The organism is Spiroplasma platyhelix PALS-1, assembly GCF_021496725.1.
Classification (GTDB): domain Bacteria; phylum Bacillota_I; class Bacilli_A; order Mycoplasmatales; family VBWQ01; genus Spiroplasma_D; species Spiroplasma_D platyhelix.
Window position 1 is genome coordinate 381,120 of record NZ_CP051215.1, and the last position, 20,583, is coordinate 401,702.

Consider the following 20,583-nt stretch of genomic DNA (forward strand, 5'->3'; position numbering starts at 1 on the left):
TTAAAGTCATTTTTTATTTAACTTGTCTTTGTCTAAAATTACTTTTATTTCTCAAATCGCTAACAAACTGGTCATAGTCTGTTTCTTTTAAATTTCCATTTCAAGTAAAATCAATATTGTTTTGTTTAGCTTGTTCTAAAGAAACAATATTAATCTTTCAATGTGTTAGTCTTGCAACAAGTTTAGCTGCCATTCCATCTTTACCAATTGCTAAAGAAAATTGTTCTGTTGGCACAATAACATCTGCTTGTTGATCGCTCTCATTAGTTTTAATTGAAATAACTTTAGCTGGTGCTAAAGCATTGATGATAAAGTTCTTAATATTTTCATCATAAAGGATGACATCAATCTTTTCACCATTTAATTCTTTTGAAATATTTTGAATTCTTGAACCTTTTGGACCAATACATGCTCCAACTGCATCAATGCTATCATCATTGCTGATGATGGCAACTTTAGCTCTAACTCCAGGAATTCTAGCTACTTCTTTAATTTCAATTACATTCTTTCCTTCTTGATTTATTTGATTAAATTCTGGTACTTCTAATTCTAATAAACAACTTAAAAAACCAGGATGACTTCTTGAAGCTAAAATTTGACCATAATTTTTGGTTTTGATGATATCTTCAACATAAAATTTAATATGATTGTTTGGTTCATCAATGGTAAATGTTTCACCAGGAATTTGATTTTTCTTTGGTAGATAAGCATAAGCACGTCCAATTTTAATCAAACAATACTTTTCTTCCATACTCTCAACCTTACCAATTAAAATTGTTCCAATTTTATCAAGGAATTCATCATAAATTGAATTTTTTTCTGCTTCTCTAATTGATTGTTTAAAAATTTGAATTGCTTGAAAAATTGCTAATCGATCAAAGTTATCAGTTGGAATTTCTTCATCATATGTGTCACCAATTGTTAACTCAGGTTTTTTTTCTTTAACTTCACTTAACGCAATCTCTAAATCTGGATCTTCAACCTTAGCAACAACGCTAAGTGTTTTGAACATACTAATTTTTCCTTGCTCTTCATCAATTTCAACTCTAACATTATCTAATGTTTTATGAATTTGTCTTTCATAAGCTTTTAAAAGACCTTCTTTTAAAGCATCATAAATAACTGCAGGTTCAATTTGTTTTTCTTTAGCAATATTTTCAATTTCTTCTAAAATTGCTTTATTTTTATCTGTCATTTTTCCTCCTTCAAATAATGTCTAACCTAAACAACAAATAAGAAAGACAGCATTTGCTGTCTTCGACATAATTTTTCTTTCATTTATATTATATAAAAAAAATTAAATAAAAACAATTCTTTCCTTAAATTTGTAAAGAATTGTTTTTAAATTAAAATAATACTTACTTAATACTTAACTATATAATACTAAATAATTTATTTAGCACTATGAACAGGATTCTTAACTCAATTTGTTCAATCTCCTGTAAAAGCATGAGTAAAATCTCAAAGATTTAAATATTTTAAACCATGATTTGTTACTGATCATGCTTCATTTGTTTTTCCAGAATCATCACGATTAAGTGATCACATTCTCAATCCTGCCAAATTCTTAACTTGAGCTCAGTTATACAAATCTTTAGCATCCTCTAATGTAAAGTAATTATTATTAACATCATTAATACCAATCATTGGAGTTGCAATTAATTTTCTATTTATATCTTGCTCTGATAGATCAATTCCTCAAATTTCTTTAATTAAAGTTTTATACTGCTTTCCTGTATTTTCAGTTGCATCAGTTGCTGCTTTAAAAAAAGTAATACCTTCTTTAATTACATCATTACCAGTTGCTTCTCCATAATCCATTGTCATAATATTAATGTTAAACAGATTATTTTTTTTCGTTAAGCCATGCTGTTTAAAAATCAATAACGCTGGTTTTAAAACATTATCAATATCTCTTGATACTAAACCTGTACGTAGAACTGGTAGAGTAATAGTGAAATTTCAATTAGGATTATCTAATTTCATTTTTGCTAATGCAGTAAATAATACTTTCATTCCTGCAATATGTTCTTGATCAAAAGGTATTCCTTCAATATCAAGGTCAAGATTTAAAGGCATATCTTTATTTGGATCTAAGCCAGCAAATTTAGTAATTCTTTTTTGATATTCAATAAAAGCAGGGATTAATAGATCTACTGCTTTATTAATGTTTTTATTAGCAAGTTTATAAGCAATATCTCAAGGATTATAACCTACAGCTGAAGCAGCACCACCATAAGCAACAACAATATTTTTAAAAGTTTGATTTTGTACTAAAGGATTTAGTACTTCTGGTTTAAATTTGTTTTCAACTCATCAATTATAACCTTCACCAAAGGATTGACCAGCAACTGTTAATTGTAAACGATCAGAAACACCCACTGCTTGTTGCACAAATGATAAAGTAATACTATCAAAATTATTTACCTTATTAAAAACAGTCTCACCATTTTTTAAAGTCATATTTTTACCTTCAATAATATCTCTAACTGTTGTCCCTGAATATAACCCACCATCATAATATGGTTGAAAAATATAATTTGAACTTCTAGCTGCTCTATTAGTTACAGATTTATTTCGATTAGGGTTAACTTTGTTTCATTTATTAATTAATGGTTTTCATTGATTGTTATCATCTGGATTATCAGCATCAATGTCATCAATATCTTCTACATCGTCAATCTCTTCTACATCCTTATCAACAACATCATTATCATCAAAATCTTCTATATCTTTCTTATTAGTATCATCAACCACTTTTTTGTTATCACAAGCTATAACACTTAATGACCCCGAAACAACAATTGATCCTAACCCAATCATTGCTAATATTTGTTTAAAATTTAATTTTTTCATAATTAATCTCTCCTTTCATTTTTATATTCCGTTAATTATAACTGTTTAATTCTTTTTAATCTATAAATTTTTATAAAAAAAATATAAATAAAATTATTTATTTATATTTTTTCTTATTATTTCTTGAATTTCTGTCACTGCATCTTGAAGAATATCATTCACCACAACATAATCATACTGACTTTGCAATTCAAATTCTTCTTTAGCTTTATTTAATCGTGCTTCAATAATTTCCTTTGACTCACTTGCTCTTAAACGAATCCTTTGTTCTAACACTTCAAATGATGGTGGCATAATAAAGATGCTGAAACAATGTGCCTTATCTGGATAATTCTTAATCACCTGACTTGCTCCATCAGCTTCAATTTCTAAGATAACATTGTAACCATCTTTTTGTAGTTGCTCAACATAACTCTTGCTTGTTCCATAATAATTATCAATAAAGTTAGTATATTCTAAAAAATCATTTTCCTTAACTCTTTTTAAAAATTCTTCTTTTGTCACAAAGAAATAATTAATTTCAGGAATTTCATAATTTCTTGGTTGTCTTGTTGTATAAGAAACTGAATAAGCTAAATTTAAACTTTTATCTTTAAACAGTTCATTAATAATAGCTCCCTTACCAACACCACTAGGACCAGAAATAATAATTAATTTTCCTTTACTATCACTCATGGCTTCCTCTTTCTGAATTGATTATTGTTTTTGATACTGAATAATTGTGATATATATCTTACCGTATTTTTTTTCTGATAGAATTGTAAAATCTGAATTTAATGATAAATCTTTTAAATAAACATTAGTTTCTAAAACAATTAAAGCTTTTGGATTTAATAAATTATGTTTCTGACAGTAATCAAGAATTCATTGCTGACAAGTAATGTCAGCAAATGGCGGATCAATAAATAATAAATCTAATTTTGTTTTAAATGTTTTAAAAAAAGTTTGATAGTCCACATTGCTTACTAATGTTATTTTATCAAAACGACAATTAGCAATATTTCTCTTAATAATTTTACATGCTTCTAAATTACTATCATTAAGATAAGCAAATTTTGCCTGACGTGACAAACTTTCTAATGCTAAACTACCACTACCTGCAAAAACATCTACAACAATTAAATCAGTAAATTGGCTATAATTCTGTAAAATATTAAATATATTTTCTTTAATACGTGTTAAAGTAGGACGAGTATCTTTTCCTTCTAATGTAATTAACTTTTTTCCTTTTAGTGTTCCACCAATAATATTCATTAACTTATTCTTTCTTATTTAAATATAGTTTTAAGTAAATTATAAATGATAAATTTTTTTTAATAAATTTTTTTAAAAAAAATATTTGTATTAGAAATGTAATACAAATATTTTTTGTTTGATTTTAAATTTTATAACAATCCAGCTTTTTCAAGCATTTCTTCAATAAAAGTTCCTTTAATTCTTTTCAATCCATGTTTTTCAAAAATTCTTAGTACTCAAGGAAGTTTAATATCTTGAATTTTTTTATTGTCTAAAAGAATATGAGTCGAGTTCAATAATGTTCTTAGATCATATGCTGAAGCAAATACTTCAGGCACTCCTCTATCAATATCTAGCAATGTATAAACAGCTTCCATAGCAGTTCTAACAGAATATTCTGTTGTAAAAACTGTATCAGCTTCGGTTTCACTAAAGTTACCAATAAAAGCTAAATTTTTTGAACCTTTAGGCACTACTAATGGTCTGTCTCCAATTGCTCTTGGCATGAAATATGAGGTAATATAAGGCATGCGAACTGGCACTACATTACATGAATTTTGCGCTAAATCTAAGATTTCTGCTTCAGGTACACCCATATGGTATAGTCATTCTTGAGCAATTTCAACTCCTGTACATTCAGTAATACTTTTTTTGATGTAATTTCCTTCTTTATTTGAAAGTAAACCATAAATTCAAACAACTAATTGATCTTTTGGTTGTTTTTTAAATTGTGGTTGACGATTTAAAGTATAACTTAACATTCAATTTGAATCTGTAACAGTAACAATTCCACCAGTAACAGTTTTCCCAGCATAAGGATCCCTTTTACTAATTTTTTCAATATAAGGTGTAATTTTTTTATCTAAAGTTGTTAATGTTGCTGATATAAATCAACTTTCTTTTGGTAAATTGTCACAGAATTTTTCTGGTTTTCCAAAAGCTTCATCTTGTTTCGCAAGATTTTTTCATAATTCTCAACTTGCACCCAATTCATTAGTAACTGGAGCAGGAGTTGTATTATTTCCATAAGTTGTACTTTCTGTAATACTTCCATTAGTTACAAAAACTAAATCATTTTCTGTTAAATTTAATTCAGTATTTCTTCCACTCTTTTGTAAAAGAATTTTTTTTGCAACTTTTTCACCATTTTTATTTTCAACTAAAATATTTTTAATAATAGTTTCGTATTCAAATTTAACACCTTGTTCTTTTAAATAGGTAATTAGTGGTAAAACAAGTGATTCATATTGATTGTACTTTGTAAATTTAAGGGCAGAAAAATCAGGAAGGCCACCAATATGATGAATAAATCTTAAAACATATCTTCTCATTTCCATTGCGCTATGTCATTTTTCAAAAGCAAACATTGTTGATCAATATCATCAAAAGTTTGATTCAAAGAAATCTGCTGAAAAAACTTCATCAATTCTTTTATCATTTAAACTTTCTTCTTTTGTTAAAAATAATTTAATAATTTCTTTAGAAGCGTTTTCACTTAAAGTAAACTTTCCATCATCAACTTTTCTTTGCCCAAGCTTATGAATAAGTCGACATTTTGAATAATTTGGATCTTCTTTATTTAATCAATAAAATTCATCTAAAACTGAAGCATCTTTAATTTCTAAAGATGGAATTGAACGAAATAAATCTCATAAACATTCAAAGTGGTTTTCCATTTCTCTACCACCACGAAGAATAAATCCTCTATCTGGGTTTAGAATACCATCCAAACTACCACCAGGAATTGCTAATTCTTCAAAAATATGAATATTTTCTGGTTTCATTCTTCCATCTCTAATTAAAAATGTTGCAGCAGATAAAGATGCTAGTCCTGCTCCTATCAGATAAGCTGATTTATTCTCAACATCTGTTGGTTTTTTAGGTCTTGCAAAGGCCTCATAGTTTCCATTACTTTTATACATAATGAAACCTCCTTACTTAAATAATATTAATGCTTATAAGCATTTGAATATTTTTTAGTCAAGTAAAAAAGTATTTTTATTTGGCTAGTACAATAATTATCTCACCTTTTAAGTGTTAAAACAATTTTTTTATAAAAATTTTTAAAGAAAAGAAAAATTTAACAGTTTAATTAAAAAGAAAATTTTGGTATTATAATTAGTAAGTTAAGAATTAAAATTAAGTTGAATAATTAAATAATTTATTTACAAAAAAATATTAAATGTAAACAAAGAAGGTTTATTTTATGTTAAAACTATTACAAGAAGAAACACCTAAGGCAACATGAATTGTTAAAGATAATAAAAAATCATTACTATCTGGTTGCAAACCAGTCACTTTACCTTTAAGTAAAGAAGATACATTAGTAATGAAAAAAATGATTGATTGAGTTCGTGTCTCTCAAGATGAAAAACTAAATACTGACAAAGAATTAACAGAAGCAATTGGAATTGCTGCACCACAAATTGGCGCTAATCTAAATATGTATTATATTTTATTGCCAATTCTAAATGAAAAAACTGATAAAGTTACATATTTTGAACATGCTTTAATCAATCCAAAAATTAGTGGTAAGTCAAAACAAATTGCTGCTTTAAAACCAGGAGAAGCATGCCTAAGTGTTGATAAAAAACATGAAGGATTAGTACCACGCAGTTATAAAATTCATGTGAGTGGTTACGACTTCTTGAAAAAGAAGCATGTTAGTTTAATCGTTAGAGGTTATGAAGCAATTGTTTTTCAACACGAACAAGATCATTTAGAAAAAAAAATATATTATCATCATATTAATAAAAAAGACCCATGGTTTAAAAAAGAAGATTGAATTATTATTTAATCAAAGGAGAAAAATTAATGTTAGAAGAAAAAAAACTAAATAATGAAAAAATAAAACCACAAGAACATAAAACATCACAAGTTACTAAAATCTTTGCTCTTGGTGGTTTAGAAGAAATCGGAAAGAATACTTATGTTGTTGAAGAAGGCAACGAAATTATTCTAATTGATGCAGGAGTTAAATTTCCTGATGAAACAATGCCAGGAATTGAAGCAGTTATCCCTGATTACAGTTACTTAAAAGAAAATAAAGAAAAAATTAAAGCAATTTTTATTACTCATGGTCACGAAGATCATATTGGAGGAATTCCTTACTTATTAAAAGAAATTGACACTATTCCCAAAATTTATGCACCTAAACTAGCTGCTGCTTTAATTCGTCATAAACTAAAGGATAAAGGTGTTAGAACTAAAACTAAAATCGAAATAATTGATGGTAACTCAGTTATCAAAACAAAGAAATTTACTGTTAACTTCTTTGCTGTCAACCATTCAATTCCTGATGCTTTTGGAGTATGTGTTAAATCACCTAATGGGCGTATTGTTTCAACAGGAGATTATAAATTTGATTGAACACCATTAGGTCATCAAGCTGATTTAGAAAAAATGGCACAAATGGGTAAAGATGGTGTGACTCTATTTTTAGCTGACTCAACTAATGCTGAAGTGCCAGGTTACACAATGACAGAAATGATTATTGTTAAGCGAATTAGTGAACTATTTGCTAAGGCTAAAGGAAGAATCTTAATTTCTACTTTTGCTTCAAATGTTCATCGAATTCAACAAATTGTTGAAGTTGCTAGCAATCATAAAAGAAAAGTTGTTGTTATTGGGCGTAGTTTAGAGCGAATTATTAATGTTATTCGTCAAATGGGACACTTAAAAGTAAAAGATGATTGTTTCATCAAACCAGACGAAGCAAAAAAATATCATAATAATCAAATTGTAATTTTATGTACTGGTTCACAAGGAGAACCTTTAGCAGCTCTTTCAAGAATTGCTAATCGTGAACATCGTCAAATTAAAATTATTCCAGGTGACACTGTAATATTCTCTTCTTCTGCTATTCCAGGTAATAAGCTTAATGTTGAACGTGTTATCAATAAATTAACAAGACTAAATGCAATTGTTGAAGAAAATTCACCATTAAATTGATTACACACTTCAGGTCATGCTTCTCAAGAAGAACAAAAGTTAATGATTAGCTTAATCAAACCAAAATACTTTATGCCAATGCATGGTGACTATCGAATGTTGAAAACTCACAAAGAAACCGCAATATCAGTTGGTGTTAAAGAAGAAAATGCTTTTATCTGTGCCAATGGTGATCAAATTATTATGGAAAAAGGTCACTGTCATTTAAGTAATCAAAGAATTAACGCTGATCCTATTTATGTTGATGGTGGCAAGGATATGTCCGAAGTCACAACAACAGCAATTATTAGAGATCGCCAAATTCTTTCTAAAGAAGGTCTAATTGCAATTGTTGTTTCAATTGACTCACAAAACAACAAATTACTTGCACCACCAACCTTCATTTCTCGCGGTTCATTCTATGTTCGTGATTCTGCACCTTTAGTTGCTGAATCAATTGCCATTGTTACTAAAGCAATAAATGATGTACTAAAAAATGAAAAAGTTACTTTTGCAATTTTAAAAAATACTATTAAATCAAATTTAGCACCTTTCATTTTTAAGAAAAAGCGTCGTAATCCATTAATTATTCCAGTAATTTTAAATAAAAAATAGCTCTTTGCATCTAATAGATGCAAAGAGCTTTTACTTATAAGGTTAAAGGTCAATTGTATTCTTTAAAATTTTATTTCGTTCAACTTGATCAATCGCAATTTTTTTATTTAAAGTTATATTATAAATGCCTGCTGCACAAATAGCTATAATTGAAATCCCAAAAATACTAATTATTGAGATAACAATCGCTTTCCCTTGTACAGCAATTGAATATCAATTATTAGAAGTAATCAATAATTGGTTAATTTGTAAAGAACTCAATTTTCTTAAATCTCGTTCTAAATATCGATGCATTAAAGCTTGATCCATTAAGTCCTTACCTTTATCAGTATCTCAAAAATCAATCATTGGATTGACACCGTCATGACTAAATCCTAAATAAATTCAACTCACTTGATTTACTAAATTAACAATTTTTAAACCAAAAAATCAATCTGGATCAATTGTGCTTACTTTAATCTCACTATTATTTTGCAAATTATAAATATTTTTTACAACCATATCATTAGTGTCTCCATAGCTTAATAATTCAACATATTGCAAAAAATTATAATCATATTCATCAACATTAAAAATATTTTGTCGATCAATACTTTTAATGTCATACAAAATATCCTGTGAAGAACCGACATAAGATTTAAGATTTGAACCAGAGATATTTAGCATTTCTTTATTAGCAAAATTAACAATGTTCACTTGATAGACTATCTGATAAGTAACATCATCACTAAAAAACTTAACTGTTACCTTATATTTATCAAAATTTAAAAAATCATAAGTAACACTATTTTTTGTTGGTTCCAATCTTCTTGTACCAGCATCAGTTTCAATAATAACTTCAGTTAATTTTTCATCTGTTACACTAATATTTGCTGAGCCATTCGCAAAATAAGTATTTTGGTAATTAATTTCTTCTTCTTTAGCAACAATCATACTATTTAATAAATTTCCACTAGTATTAGTACTATTTGTTGTAAATTTTATACTTTTCGTTGCTGCTCATGTTTGATTAGAGTCTTGTGCAATTAACAAATTATTGCTTTGAACTGAACTAAAAATTAAATTCTTACTAACAAACTGAAAATTATTTAATGTCCCAAAATTATTAATGGTAAAACTATCATTTTGATAAACAAAATTGTTAGCATTTAAATCTTTATCAATAAAAATACCTTTGCTACTATCCTTATCAGTAAAGATAAAATTAGTAATTGATTTGATATTGGGAATTTCAATTAAATTGCTTCAATCACTAGTTTTAATTAAATATGGTTTACCCTCAATGCCAGAATTATTAAAAGAAGTATTTAAAATAAAAGTATCATCGCTCAAAGCAAAAGCAAAATTATCAGCCTTACTTCAAATTTTATCTGATGGTCAACTATTAACAACACTTCCATCACTACTATTAATAACATGTAAAGTATTATCAATATCACGAATTAATAAATTAGCACTATTAATAACCACAATATTGTTACCATTTTTAAATGGAGCTTTAAAATTTATTTGTGTTGCTGCTACAGTACTTGTAATATTTTTTAATAAATAAAAATATTGATCACCATCAACAAAAATTCCACTATCTGCATTAATAGCATAAAAAGAAGTCAAAAAGTTTCCTTTATTATAAGCTGGAATTAGATTAGAAACATTAGTTACTGTACCTTGATCATCAATTTGAATTAAATCCAAACCAAGGCCTGAAGCTACAACATAATTTTTGCTTAAAATAGTAAAAGTAGTATTCTCAGAAAGAATCACTGAACTAGTAATTGTCAGTTTATTATTTGCTAACTTCACAACAAAAGTTCGATCAACATATTCATTCTTATTTTCATCTTGAAAATATTTAACTTGAGCAATTCCATATTCATCAGTTATTCGATAAAATTTGCTGATTTGATAATCTAAACTTCAAAATACACCAAAGCTATCAAGCAAATAACTTTGATCATCAGAACTAAAAACTCCAATAACATGTTGATCATTACTATCTATTTGATTTCAAGAATAAAATGTTCCATTTTGATAGGACAAATTTAAATAATTTTCCGATGGAATATTAATTTCTGCTGCTGATTCAATTGTGTCATAAGTATCAGGATTTTTTAATATACTAAAACCGCTTATTAAACTTGGAGCAATAAAAGCTATCAAAACACTAATTAAAAAATAATTTCTTTTCATTAAACCACACTTATTCTAAAATCATACTAAGATAATATGATACTGTTAATATATATTATTATAACAATTCTATCCTAAAAATATCTTTAGAAAAATAATTATTAAAAGTTTTAATTTTGTTATAATTCTAGTATCTAAAATAAATTAAAGAGGTAAAAATGAAAAAATTATTAAAATTATTATTTGTTTTATCAGGAACAACTACTCTTCCTTTATCTGTTATTGCTTGTGGTCAAGAAAGTTTAGACGACACTTTAAACATAATTTATAAAGGTGAGACAAAATATTCAATTAACAACATTTTACCTGATAAAAAAAATGAACCATTTAAAGATAAATACAGTCTATCAACGCAAGATTCCACTGCTTTAGCTAAAGGTATTTTTCAAGTAATCTTAGACAAAGCTAAAAATGAAACTGAGATTATTTGAGCTGATGAAAATCCTGAATCTAATCAAAAAGCCTATAGTTTTAAAATTACTAATGGTACAAAAAAAGAAAATGAAACAGATTTAAGTTGAAATGTACAAAAAACTACTGGGACAATTCTAGTTAACATTAGTTACTTAGTAGGAACAATTAATTCTGAACAAAAATTTGATGCCAAACAAAAAATAGATATGTCATTTGTAATTAAATGTTGTATAAGTGAAAGTGACAATATTGTTGATGAATGAGTTAATCTTTTTAACAAACAAATTAGCGAACAAAAATGAAATAATGATCAACCACTTGAAATTAACTTAAAAGAAAAAAATATTGAGTTACCAAAAGCTAAAGTTGATTGAACAGACTTAGACGCTAAAGTGCAAAAAGAAACTAATGAAGTTCTTAAAAAACAAATACAAGAAATAGAAACTAAATATTCTGCTTCTTGAACAATTCGTAGTGAAGAAACTCTTTCTATGGATTTAAAATTAAAAATCTATCTTTCTGTTAGCAAAAATAATGCAAAACAAAATACTGAAACTTTTTATATTTGATTTAAATAAATTTTAATGTTTAAGGGGGTAAGAATGGCAAAGAATCAAGAAAAAAATCACTTTTTCAAACTAAAAAAGAAAAAGCAAACACCTTTAATTGTTGATGCTTTTAATTTTAAAGATATCAAAATTAAAGAAGAGTGACATTCTTCAAAAAGAAATTTCAATATCAAAGAAACGTCAAAAAATTTATTTTTAATTTTAATTGGAGCTATTCTAACTTCAGTAGCATTCTACTACTTTATTACTCCTGCTAACTTATACACTAATGGACTATCTGCTTTTGCTCAGTTAATTACTAAAGCAATTTTCTTACCATTTGAAAATTCAGATCCTGAATACTTCAATCAAATGCGTAACCTATACTACTATCCAATCTTTTTTGCAATAAACATTCCAATCATTATTTGAGGAATTTTAAAAATTGGACTTCGTTTCTCAATATATACAACTATATATATGGGATTAAATATTGGATTTATGACAATGCTTTCTTTAGTTCCTGGTCTAAAAGATTTTCAAGTACTTAAAAGCGTAATAAATGCTGATAATAAACTTGCTCTAATATTTATTTTTGCTGGTATGGCAGGACTAATTTTTGGCGCTGGTTTAGGTTTACTATTTAAAGCAGGTGGTTCTAGTGGGGGAATGGACTTCATTAGCACTTATATTTCAATGAAAAGAAAATATTCAATTGCTAACATTATTAAAAATACTAATATCATTATTGTTGTTATTGTTATTTTTATTGATGGAGTAATTATGCATAAACAAAATGTTGCTGATACTTATTTCAGTGACCCGTTATTCTTTGCTACTATCTTTTATATTTATGTTTCATCATTTATTATGAATCGTGTTTATCCAAAATATATGATGATGACTATCTTTATCATTTCTACTGAAATTGAAAAAATTCGTGAATACATTTATGCTAATAATTATTTACGTGGCGGAAACATTTGAAATGTTAAGGGGCTTTATTCAGGAAGAGAATACAATATGATGATGACTACTATGTCACTATTAGAGTATAATTTCTTTAAGGAAAAAATAGCTACTATCGATCCAAAACTATTTATGATTGCTGTTTCAACTCGTAGTATGCATGGTGGCAATGCTGGTAATGCACCACAAAAAGAACCTGTTCCTGTTGAAAAATTACAAAGAAAAGCAAAAAAGGATAAATAATGAATCAAAAAACTATCAACAAAGTTTTAAAAAATAATTGAAAAATTATAGCAAACAAATATCTACTAAAAACAATTTTATGATCTACTCTTACAGTTGCTCTAATTGTTTTTTCTGTAGTTATTAGAGTCCATCCTGATTGATTTGAAACATTATTAAAATGAGACTTTTTTAATAATGGCATGAATTTTGTTGACCCAAAATTCAGCCAAGAAAATTTAATTTTAATTGAAACATATTTATATATGGCAATTTTAGCAAGCGCCATCGCAAATATTGGCTTAATCTTAATTGAAATTAAAATCATTAGGAAAAGATATATTGAAGCAAAGTATCAAATTTTTTCTAATGTGAACAATAACTATTTTATTTTTAAAAATCTATTATTTGTTAGCATAAGTCAAAACATTACTTATATTTTTTGTTTCACTAATGCAATTACTTTTATTTTTGTTTTAATTTACTTTTTAATTTATTTTATTATTGATAATATTTTAGATAAGAATTTTAAATTTACTAAAGAAGAAATAACAACTAAATGATGAGATAATAACGAACAAAAATCAACCATCACAATCTTAGCAATTGAGGTTAGTTACTTTTTACTAAAAAATATTTTAAAAAGTAGTAGTATTAATATTGATATTGATCAAATTTTAAAATATTTCATTCCTGCTTCAAGTTTAGCTTTAATTATCGGGATTTTTGTTCAAAGTTTAGTTAAGAACAATGTTAAGAAAATTTTAAGCAATATGAACAACGCACCAACTAAAGCTAACGATTTCAATATTTTTTATAAATTAGAAGGTAAAAATGTGCTAACAAACTATGAATTTATTAGAACTATGCCGACTGTCATTAAAAATAAAGTGAAAGAAAATAATGGTGACAAAGAAAGTGTTATGAAATTAGTTGATCAAATTTCACAATTAATTGACACTTTAGAAAAGAACAAAAAAGCAAAACGTATTAAAGAAAACGAACTTAATTATTTAATTTATCATATTTTTTATGAAATAAAAACTGAAGCAGAATTAGATCAAATTAGTAAAAAAGTCTTAGCAAAAAGAAAAGGGGAGTAACAAATGAAAGAAAAGAAATTATTAATTATTGGCCATCCTGAATTTAGTACTAATTCTAATCATAATAAAAATATTTTTTATCTTTTAAATCAAGAAAAAATTGATCAAATCTTACTTTTAGAACAAGAATTTAATCCAGAAACTAATAGCTTTAATTACGAAAATAGTTTAAAGGCTTTATTAGAAGCTGACCATATTATCTTCTTCCATCCAATTTGATGATACAGTGTTCCTTGAACAATGAAATTATGAATGGATAGTGTTCTTAGTACTTTTTATAACACTCATAAAGAAACTAAAAAGAAAGTTTCAATCATCATCACTTGTGGTCGTACAGAACATTTTTATAACAAAAAAGATCTCCAAAATGTTTTATTACCCGTAATTGAAACTTATCAATATATGGGTTGAAATGTCGATCATATTTATCCACTATACGAAATTCACAACAAAACTGACAAAGAATGAAAGCAATTTGCTACTTTAATTAACGAAGATTTATTAGCCTAATAACTATTGCTGAATTTAATAATTTATGAGATAATATTACAGTTCAATTGTTAATCATAATTTTGTTGTGAATTAACATTCTTATAAGGAGGAACTATTATGCGTGATGGTGTTACTTTACGTTGTGACCAATGTAAGGAAGAAAATTATATTGCCGACAGAAATAAAAAAAAGCAAGTAGAAAAATTAGCAGTAAATAAATATTGTTCTAGATGTAATTCTCATACTCTACATAAAGAAAAAAAATAAGGTTAGCTTATTTTTTTTCTTTATTAGCCAATATTCAAATTTATAATTAATTAAAAGGAGAATTCAGTATGAATAAAAAAATAATCATAGAACAAATTATCAGTCAAAATAAATTAGATGCAGTGCTATTTTATAGTTTTGAAAATCGCTTTTGATACAGTGACTTTATCTCAACTTTAGGTTACTTACTAATTACTAGCAAAGAAGCAAAGTTATTAGTTGATGGACGATACATTACTGAAGCGAAAACTACAGCTAAAAATGTCACTGTTGAAAATTTTACAAACATTTTTCAATCACTATCAGATATTTGTCAAAAAGAACAAATCATCAATGTTGGCTTTGAAGCTGACTATATTACTTATGGCCAACTACAAGACTGAAAACAAATGCTACCCAAAATTAATTTTGTTCCTTTAAATGTTCGAGAATTACGAATGATTAAAGATCAAGAAGAAATCAAACGTATTCAAAAAGCATGTGAAATTGGTGATTTAGCTTATCAAGACATTCTAAAAAATGTTAAATCAGGAATGACAGAAAGAGAACTAGAAGCAATCATTTTAAATTCTTTTAGTAAAAATGGTGCAACAAAAGCATCTTTTGAAACTATTGTTGCTTCAGGACTTAGAAGTTCTATGCCTCATGGTAAGGCAAGTGACAAAGTAATTAATGATAATGAAATTATTACTTGTGACTTTGGTTGTGTCTTTCAAGGATTTTGTTCAGACATGACAAGAACTTTTGCGTTAGGAACAATCGATCCTAAACTAATTGAAATTCATAATATTGTTCGCGAAGCTCAAATGAACGGTATTAAAGCAGTAAAACCAGGAATTAAAATTGGTGAGATAGACAAGATTTGTCGTGACTACATCACTGAAAAAGGTTATGGTGAGTATTTTAGTCATGGTACCGGTCATGGTCTAGGAATTGAAATTCATGAAGCACCTTGAGTGACTAAAAATGAACAAACAATCTTGAAACCAGGTATGGTTATCACTGTCGAACCAGGAATATATATTCCTGAATTAGGTGGCGTTAGAATTGAAGATGACATCTTAGTAACTGAGAATAGTTATCAAATTCTAACACAATCACCAAGAGAAATTGATATTTTAAAGAGGTAGAAATGATCAACGTAAACGATTTTAAACCAGGTGTAACATTCTTATATGAAAAAGAAATTTATCTAGTGCTTGAATCAAATCACTCTAAATCTGGTCGTGGTCAAGCTCATGTCAAGACTAAAGTAAGAAACTTAAAAACAGGAACAATTAAATCTATCACCTTCACAGGAGGCGATGTGGTTTATCCTGCAATAATTGATACTAGAAAAGCACAATATCTCTATAAAGACAATCAAGATTACATATTTATGGATGAAGAAAGTTACGATCAAGTAATCATCCCTGAAACACAATTAGAATGAGAAAAAAACTTTCTTGTTGAAGGTCAAGTAATTAAATTAAAAGTCTATGAAGAACTTGTTATCGGAGTTGAACTTCGTTCAACAGTTGTACTAACAGTAACTTACACTGAACCAGGAGTTAAAGGCAACACGGCAACAAGTGCAACTAAGCCTGCAACTTTAGAGACAGGTTATAAAGTACAAGTACCACTATTCGTTAATAATAATGATAAAATTATTATCAACACAGTAGATGGAACTTATAAATCTAGGGCATAAGGTGAAAAAATGGAAAATAAAGTTGAAGTAGTAGATAAAAATCAAACAATTGAAATCGATCAAACTAATAGTGGCAAACTATCAGTTTCTAAAACTGTTCTGAAAAAATTAATTTATCGTTTACTAACTTCAGAAAATTATCAAGTTGATTTCGATGGTATTCAAATTCTTAATAAAGAAAATGCTGATTTAGAAGCACAAATTCAAGTAATGGTAAATGAAAAAAGTAATTTAATTGATTTAAAAGAACAAATTATTAAATTAATTTTAAAACGAATTAATGCTGTTTTAAATGTTAATGTAACCAACATTAACCTAATTTTTTCTTCTAAATAATCATGGCAGCACAAAAAAAACCTCCCATTACTCAGCATCAAAAGCGAATTAATATTATCGAAATTCTCTATCAATACTTCTTACAACAAGAAAATGAAGCAAACTTTGAAAACTATCTAAAAGAAATTACAACTTCAGAAAATGAATCACAAATCAAAACTGTAAGAGAAATTCTTTGATATCAAAAAACTTTAATTAAAGAAATTGAAAAGCATTTAAAACCTGGCTGAACTTTTAAAGGTTTAAAACCAACAGAAAAAGCAATTTTAATTTTGGCATCATATGAAATTTTTTATACTAACACACAAAAACCAATCATCATCAATGAAGCAATTATTCTAGCTAAACAATATTGTGACAATAATGCTTATAAGTACATTAACGGCGTTTTAGATAAAGTCAATAAATAATTTTAAATTCAATTATAATTATATATAAGTAAGATTTAATATTTTATCTTGGGAGAAAAAAATGATTCCTGAATATCGCCTAATTAACTCATTGGTTAATTTACCAATTAATAAAGTAACAAAAAAAGTGATTAAAAATAAGATCAAAACTTTTGATTACGATAAGCAAACAAAAATTTACAACTTTATGTTTAACGTTAATAATAATCGTGTTTTTAACCATGTTATTGGACTAGATTCAGAATTAAATCAATTTAGTTTAGACACTTATTTTCCTAATATCATCGATTTTAATTTTATTCTAGCTGGTTTAATGCCAGTTTTTGAATTTCAAACAATATACTATAAAGACTATAAGAAAATTCAAGATATTTTATTTAATGAATCTTTACTAAACCCTGATATTCAAAAATGATATCAAGAAAGTCTCAACTTAAAACAACCTAATACTGAAGACTTAACTTTTATTCTTAGCAACAAAAAACTACCTAAAGCTATCAAAACAAAAATTATCAGTTTGACTCATATTAGCGGGCAATTATTTGAAACTTTAAATACTAATAACTACCAATTAGGTTACTATTTAATGTTGTTCTATTTATTAAATTTAGAAACAAAAAAAACGATGCAATTCAACAGTAGCACTAATTGAAACTTAAAATCATTCTTCTTATATGAAGATCTTTTTTCTTATAAATTATTAGTAATGCAAAAATTCAATCAAGCACTAATGGAGTTAAAAGGAAAGAATTTTAATTTGTACTGAAGAGTAATCAACTATATTACTACTGGTCATTATGAGTAAGATAAAATGAATTATATTCTAGAAGACATCACATTAAAAAATCAAACTATTAATTTAGCAGTACCTAAAGATTTTAATAGTACACAAAAATATAGTCTCTATCTAGTTTTTGATGGTCAACAATTACTTACTAATTCAGAAAGCAATATTTTAGCTAACAATCAAACTAACAAAATTTTTATCGGTCTCAACAGTAGTAATGATGCAACTAGATTTAACAATTTAGCAGCCTACCACAACAGAACTGTTAAATCACTCATGACAAAATATTTTCCTGAACTAAAAGACATCACTAATGACTATCTAGGTGGCCAAGGACAAGCAACAATCAACTTTATTACTAAAGATTTGCTTCCTTGACTTACTAGTCAAAAAAGCATCCAAATTGCCGACTTAAATTTATTAGGTTGTTCAATGGGAGCATATCTTAGTTTACAAATGTTGTATCTAAGTAATTTAACTTTTAAAAAAGCTTATCTTTTTTCTGCCAGCATTTGATTTAATGAAGCAATTCTCAACGATTTAAAAACTAAAGCACTTAATAATAATAGTTCACTAACTGTTAATTTATGAGTTGGTCTAAAAGAACCCAAGTCATTTGAAAAAACAATTGCTACTAATTACTATCAAGATGCCCTGAATGTTAAATCAATTTTAACATCACATCAACAAATCAAAGTTAATTTTTTTGTTGAAAAAAATGGTGCTCATGGATTTAAATGATGAATCAATTTCCTTAATAATCATCAAGAACTATACTAAAACCTTTTCTTTTTTCTTAATCAAATTGTAAATTTTAAACAATAAAATTAAAGTTACTGCAACAAGAACTAAACTATTAGTTACCAAAATCGCTCACTGTTGACTAAAAGCACCAAAAAGAATTCATACAATTGAAGCTAAAAAAATAATAATCATCATTAGTAGAGAAATAGAATCTGTTTCTCTAGTTTTAAAAACTCGATAGCATTGAGGAATTCAAGTAATTCCAGTCAAACAAGTTCCCACTCAAGAAAGTACAATAATTGCTATATCCATAAATTCACCCCTAATTTATTACTATTCTATTATAAGATAATATAAAGAAAAGTTAAGAAAAGTAAGTATAATAAGGGTAACATTCAATTAAAGCAAAAGAGGGAAGAATATGGAACAATATTTAGAATTATGTCAATATGTTTTAAAACATGGTCAAAAAAAAGCTGATCGTACTAATACTGGAACAATATCAGTATTTGGTTATCAAATGAAATTTGATTTAAATCAAGGTTTTCCATTATTAACAACAAAAAAAGTTCACTGACCAGCAATTATTCATGAACTACTATGATTTATTGCGGGTGATACAAATATTGAATATTTAGTTAAAAATAAAGTTTACATATGAAGTGCTTGACCTTATCAAAAATATTGTCAAAACAAAGATTATCTTGGTGAAACTTTAAAAGAATTTAATGAAAAAATTAAATCAGATCATCAATTTGCTTTAAAGTATGGTGATTTAGGTCCTGTTTATGGTAAGCAATGAAGAAACTTTAATGGCGTTGATCAATTAACAGACTTACTGACTAATTTAAAAGAAAATCCTTTTTCAAGACGACATATCTTATCAGCTTGAAATCCTGAAGAAATTAGTAATATGGCTTTGCCTCCTTGTCACACTTTAATTCAATTTTATGTAAGCGAAGATAAACGTTTATCTTGTCAGCTTTATCAAAGAAGTGGTGACATCTTTTTAGGTGTTCCTTTTAATATTGCATCCTACTCTTTACTAACAATAATGCTTGCTCAAGTTCTAGGATATAAATTAGGTAACTTTGTTCACACTTTAGGTGATGCACATATTTACAGCAACCATCTTGAACAAGTTAACACACAATTAAAAAGAACACCTAAAGCACTTCCTAAAATTATCATCAATCCTAATATCCAAGATTTATTTGCTTTTAAATTTGAAGACTTTAGAATTGAAGACTATAATCCTGATGAACCTATTAAAGGTGTAGTAGCAGTATAATGATTTATTTAATTTGAGCTATGACTAAAGCAGGAGTTATTGCAAACAATCAAACTTTACCCTGAAACATTAAAGAAGAAATGAAATACTTTCAATCTTTAACACAATCAAAAACAATTTTAATGGGTTCAAAAACACTTTTAAGTATAGGAAAACCATTAAACAATCGCCATAACATTGTCATCACATCAGATCCAAAAAAATATCAAAATTTTGCTAGTGAATATTGTATAATTACTAGTGATTTAACAAATATTATTAAAACATATACTAAGAATCCTAATAATGAATTATGAGTAATTGGTGGAGCAAATATTTATCAACAAACATTTCTATCTGCTGACTACTTATATGTTTCAATTATTAAAGAAGATTATCCAGGAAACTTAAAATTCCCTATCACTGATTTTTCAGATTTTAAAGAAATTAAAAAAACTGAATATCAAGAATTTACGGCTTATGTTTATCAAAGGAAGGAATAAA

22 protein-coding genes are annotated in these 20,583 nt (G+C 26.8%); 15 read left to right on the forward strand and 7 right to left on the reverse strand.

Annotated features, from left to right (window positions below):
- Positions 1–13: 13 nt before the first annotated feature.
- From nusA to SPLAT_RS01855, 5 genes are all read right to left on the reverse strand, one after another.
- Positions 14–1,195, reverse strand: coding sequence for a transcription termination factor NusA (gene nusA, locus SPLAT_RS01835; RefSeq protein WP_168104705.1), 1,182 nt, complete (start codon positions 1,193–1,195; stop codon positions 14–16).
- 197 nt (positions 1,196–1,392) lie between these two features.
- Positions 1,393–2,856 carry a glycoside hydrolase family 18 protein gene (locus tag SPLAT_RS01840; RefSeq protein WP_168104706.1) on the reverse strand — a complete coding sequence of 488 codons (1,464 nt, stop codon included), beginning with the start codon at positions 2,854–2,856 and terminating at the stop codon, positions 1,393–1,395.
- Positions 2,857–2,949: 93 nt separating this feature from the next.
- Positions 2,950–3,531: a guanylate kinase gene (gene gmk / locus SPLAT_RS01845; RefSeq protein WP_168104707.1), complete on the reverse strand. Its 582-nt coding sequence runs from the start codon at positions 3,529–3,531 to the stop codon at positions 2,950–2,952.
- A 21-nt stretch (positions 3,532–3,552) separates the two neighbouring features.
- Positions 3,553–4,110 carry a 16S rRNA (guanine(966)-N(2))-methyltransferase RsmD gene (gene rsmD / locus SPLAT_RS01850; protein ID WP_168104708.1) on the reverse strand — a complete coding sequence of 186 codons (558 nt, stop codon included), beginning with the start codon at positions 4,108–4,110 and terminating at the stop codon, positions 3,553–3,555.
- 131 nt (positions 4,111–4,241) lie between these two features.
- Positions 4,242–6,014 carry an oleate hydratase gene (locus tag SPLAT_RS01855; protein WP_168104709.1) on the reverse strand — a complete coding sequence of 591 codons (1,773 nt, stop codon included), beginning with the start codon at positions 6,012–6,014 and terminating at the stop codon, positions 4,242–4,244.
- Positions 6,015–6,298: 284 nt separating this feature from the next.
- On the opposite strand from SPLAT_RS01855, the gene SPLAT_RS01860 reads away from it, so the two are divergent.
- Both SPLAT_RS01860 and SPLAT_RS01865 read left to right on the forward strand, forming a co-directional pair.
- Positions 6,299–6,889, forward strand: a complete 591-nt coding sequence (locus SPLAT_RS01860) for a peptide deformylase (protein WP_168104710.1) — start codon at positions 6,299–6,301, stop codon at positions 6,887–6,889.
- A 17-nt stretch (positions 6,890–6,906) separates the two neighbouring features.
- Positions 6,907–8,637 carry a ribonuclease J gene (locus SPLAT_RS01865; RefSeq protein WP_168104711.1) on the forward strand — a complete coding sequence of 577 codons (1,731 nt, stop codon included), beginning with the start codon at positions 6,907–6,909 and terminating at the stop codon, positions 8,635–8,637.
- A 42-nt stretch (positions 8,638–8,679) separates the two neighbouring features.
- Here SPLAT_RS01865 and SPLAT_RS01870 read toward each other — a convergent pair whose 3' ends face one another.
- A complete protein-coding gene (locus SPLAT_RS01870; protein ID WP_168104712.1) occupies positions 8,680–10,827 on the reverse strand; it encodes a hypothetical protein in 2,148 nt (715 codons plus the stop codon).
- Between the two features lie 158 nt (positions 10,828–10,985).
- Here SPLAT_RS01870 and SPLAT_RS01875 point away from each other — a divergent pair, with 158 nt between their 5' ends.
- The 11 genes from SPLAT_RS01875 to SPLAT_RS01925 all read left to right on the forward strand — a co-directional run bounded on the left by SPLAT_RS01875 (position 10,986) and on the right by SPLAT_RS01925 (position 18,845).
- Entirely contained in the window at positions 10,986–11,819 is an 834-nt protein-coding gene (locus SPLAT_RS01875; RefSeq protein ID WP_168104713.1) for a hypothetical protein, read from the forward strand.
- 24 nt (positions 11,820–11,843) lie between these two features.
- Positions 11,844–13,001: a YitT family protein gene (locus SPLAT_RS01880; RefSeq protein WP_168104714.1), complete on the forward strand. Its 1,158-nt coding sequence runs from the start codon at positions 11,844–11,846 to the stop codon at positions 12,999–13,001.
- Positions 13,001–14,083, forward strand: a complete 1,083-nt coding sequence (locus tag SPLAT_RS01885; RefSeq protein WP_168104715.1) for a hypothetical protein — start codon at positions 13,001–13,003, stop codon at positions 14,081–14,083. The genes SPLAT_RS01880 and SPLAT_RS01885 overlap by 1 nt, the downstream gene beginning before the upstream one ends.
- Before the next feature lie 3 nt (positions 14,084–14,086).
- On the forward strand, positions 14,087–14,593 hold the full coding sequence (locus tag SPLAT_RS01890; RefSeq protein ID WP_168104716.1) for an NAD(P)H-dependent oxidoreductase: 507 nt from the start codon (positions 14,087–14,089) through the stop codon (positions 14,591–14,593).
- Positions 14,594–14,692: 99 nt separating this feature from the next.
- The gene (gene rpmG / locus SPLAT_RS01895; protein ID WP_168104717.1) at positions 14,693–14,842 is read left to right on the forward strand and encodes a 50S ribosomal protein L33; all 150 of its coding nucleotides are present in this window, start codon (positions 14,693–14,695) and stop codon (positions 14,840–14,842) included.
- Between the two features lie 68 nt (positions 14,843–14,910).
- A complete protein-coding gene (locus tag SPLAT_RS01900; RefSeq protein ID WP_168104718.1) occupies positions 14,911–15,972 on the forward strand; it encodes a M24 family metallopeptidase in 1,062 nt (353 codons plus the stop codon).
- 2 nt (positions 15,973–15,974) lie between these two features.
- Positions 15,975–16,532, forward strand: a complete 558-nt coding sequence (gene efp / locus SPLAT_RS01905; RefSeq protein WP_168104719.1) for an elongation factor P — start codon at positions 15,975–15,977, stop codon at positions 16,530–16,532.
- 9 nt (positions 16,533–16,541) lie between these two features.
- Entirely contained in the window at positions 16,542–16,868 is a 327-nt protein-coding gene (locus SPLAT_RS01910; protein ID WP_168104720.1) for a hypothetical protein, read from the forward strand.
- A gap of 2 nt (positions 16,869–16,870) precedes the next feature.
- Positions 16,871–17,278, forward strand: a complete 408-nt coding sequence (nusB, locus tag SPLAT_RS01915) for a transcription antitermination factor NusB (RefSeq protein WP_168104721.1) — start codon at positions 16,871–16,873, stop codon at positions 17,276–17,278.
- A gap of 61 nt (positions 17,279–17,339) precedes the next feature.
- Positions 17,340–18,083 carry a hypothetical protein gene (locus SPLAT_RS01920; RefSeq protein WP_168104722.1) on the forward strand — a complete coding sequence of 248 codons (744 nt, stop codon included), beginning with the start codon at positions 17,340–17,342 and terminating at the stop codon, positions 18,081–18,083.
- 6 nt (positions 18,084–18,089) lie between these two features.
- Positions 18,090–18,845, forward strand: a complete 756-nt coding sequence (locus tag SPLAT_RS01925) for an alpha/beta hydrolase-fold protein (RefSeq protein WP_168104723.1) — start codon at positions 18,090–18,092, stop codon at positions 18,843–18,845.
- On the opposite strand, the gene SPLAT_RS01930 is transcribed toward SPLAT_RS01925, so the two are convergent.
- Entirely contained in the window at positions 18,837–19,121 is a 285-nt protein-coding gene (locus SPLAT_RS01930; RefSeq protein ID WP_168104724.1) for a SemiSWEET family sugar transporter, read from the reverse strand. The two genes, SPLAT_RS01925 and SPLAT_RS01930, sit on opposite strands and share 9 nt — an antisense overlap.
- A gap of 109 nt (positions 19,122–19,230) precedes the next feature.
- Here SPLAT_RS01930 and thyA point away from each other — a divergent pair, with 109 nt between their 5' ends.
- Together thyA and SPLAT_RS01940 are read left to right on the forward strand one after the other, a co-directional pair.
- Positions 19,231–20,100, forward strand: a complete 870-nt coding sequence (thyA, locus tag SPLAT_RS01935) for a thymidylate synthase (RefSeq protein WP_168104725.1) — start codon at positions 19,231–19,233, stop codon at positions 20,098–20,100.
- The gene (locus SPLAT_RS01940; RefSeq protein ID WP_168104726.1) at positions 20,100–20,582 is read left to right on the forward strand and encodes a dihydrofolate reductase; all 483 of its coding nucleotides are present in this window, start codon (positions 20,100–20,102) and stop codon (positions 20,580–20,582) included. Before thyA ends, SPLAT_RS01940 begins: the two co-directional genes overlap by 1 nt.
- The last annotated feature ends 1 nt before the right edge of the window (position 20,583 follow it).